Raw genomic sequence first — 641 nt, 5'->3', positions numbered from 1 at the left:
GCTTATCAGGCGTGCGCTCTAACCGCCTGAGCTACAAGCCCAATATTACTTGGTCGGGGTGGAGGGACTCGAACCCCCGGCCCCATGGTCCCAAACCATGTGCGCTACCAAACTGCGCTACACCCCGAGAAACAATTTTTTATTAAATGGCAGGGGTAGCAGGATTTGAACCCACGACATTCGGTTTTGGAGACCGACGTTCTACCGCTGAACTATACCCCTTTGTTGGTGGGCCTTCAGGGACTCGAACCCCAGACCTACCGGTTATGAGCCGGGCGCTCTAACCAACTGAGCTAAAGGCCCCAACATTTTTGTGGCGGAGAAGGAGGGATTTGAACCCTCGCGCCCCTTGACAGGACCTACTCCCTTAGCAGGGGAGCCTCTTCAGCCACTTGAGTACTTCTCCATTGGCGGAGAGGGTGGGATTCGAACCCACGTGGGCTTGCACCCTAACGGTTTTCAAGACCGCCCCGTTATGACCACTTCGGTACCTCTCCATATTCTTTTGTGTATTTGGCGCGCCTGGGAAGATTCGAACTCCCGACACACGGATTAGAAGTCCGTTGCTCTATCCTACTGAGCTACAGGCGCTTATTGGAGCGGGTGAAGGGAATCGAACCCTCGCAACTGGCTTGGAAGGC

The 641-nt window shown here is 54.9% G+C and carries 6 tRNA genes; all 6 read right to left on the bottom strand.

Features of this window, described 5'->3' with window-relative positions:
• Positions 1 to 50: 50 nt before the first annotated feature.
• Positions 51 to 127 (bottom strand) — tRNA-Pro (locus tag EUAN_RS12110).
• A 20-nt stretch (positions 128 to 147) separates the two neighbouring features.
• A tRNA-Trp gene (locus EUAN_RS12105) sits at positions 148 to 222 on the bottom strand.
• Between the two features lie 4 nt (positions 223 to 226).
• A tRNA-Ile gene (locus EUAN_RS12100) sits at positions 227 to 303 on the bottom strand.
• 11 nt (positions 304 to 314) lie between these two features.
• A tRNA-Ser gene (locus EUAN_RS12095) sits at positions 315 to 406 on the bottom strand.
• 2 nt (positions 407 to 408) lie between these two features.
• Positions 409 to 497, bottom strand: a tRNA-Ser gene (locus EUAN_RS12090).
• Between the two features lie 17 nt (positions 498 to 514).
• Positions 515 to 591 (bottom strand) — tRNA-Arg (locus EUAN_RS12085).
• Between the last annotated feature and the right edge of the window lie 50 nt (positions 592 to 641).

Origin of the sequence: Andreesenia angusta (assembly GCF_001855385.1) — a bacterium.
GTDB classification, from domain to species: Bacteria; Bacillota; Clostridia; order Tissierellales; family Gottschalkiaceae; genus Andreesenia; species Andreesenia angusta.
This window is presented reverse-complemented; position numbering and strand designations above follow the sequence as displayed.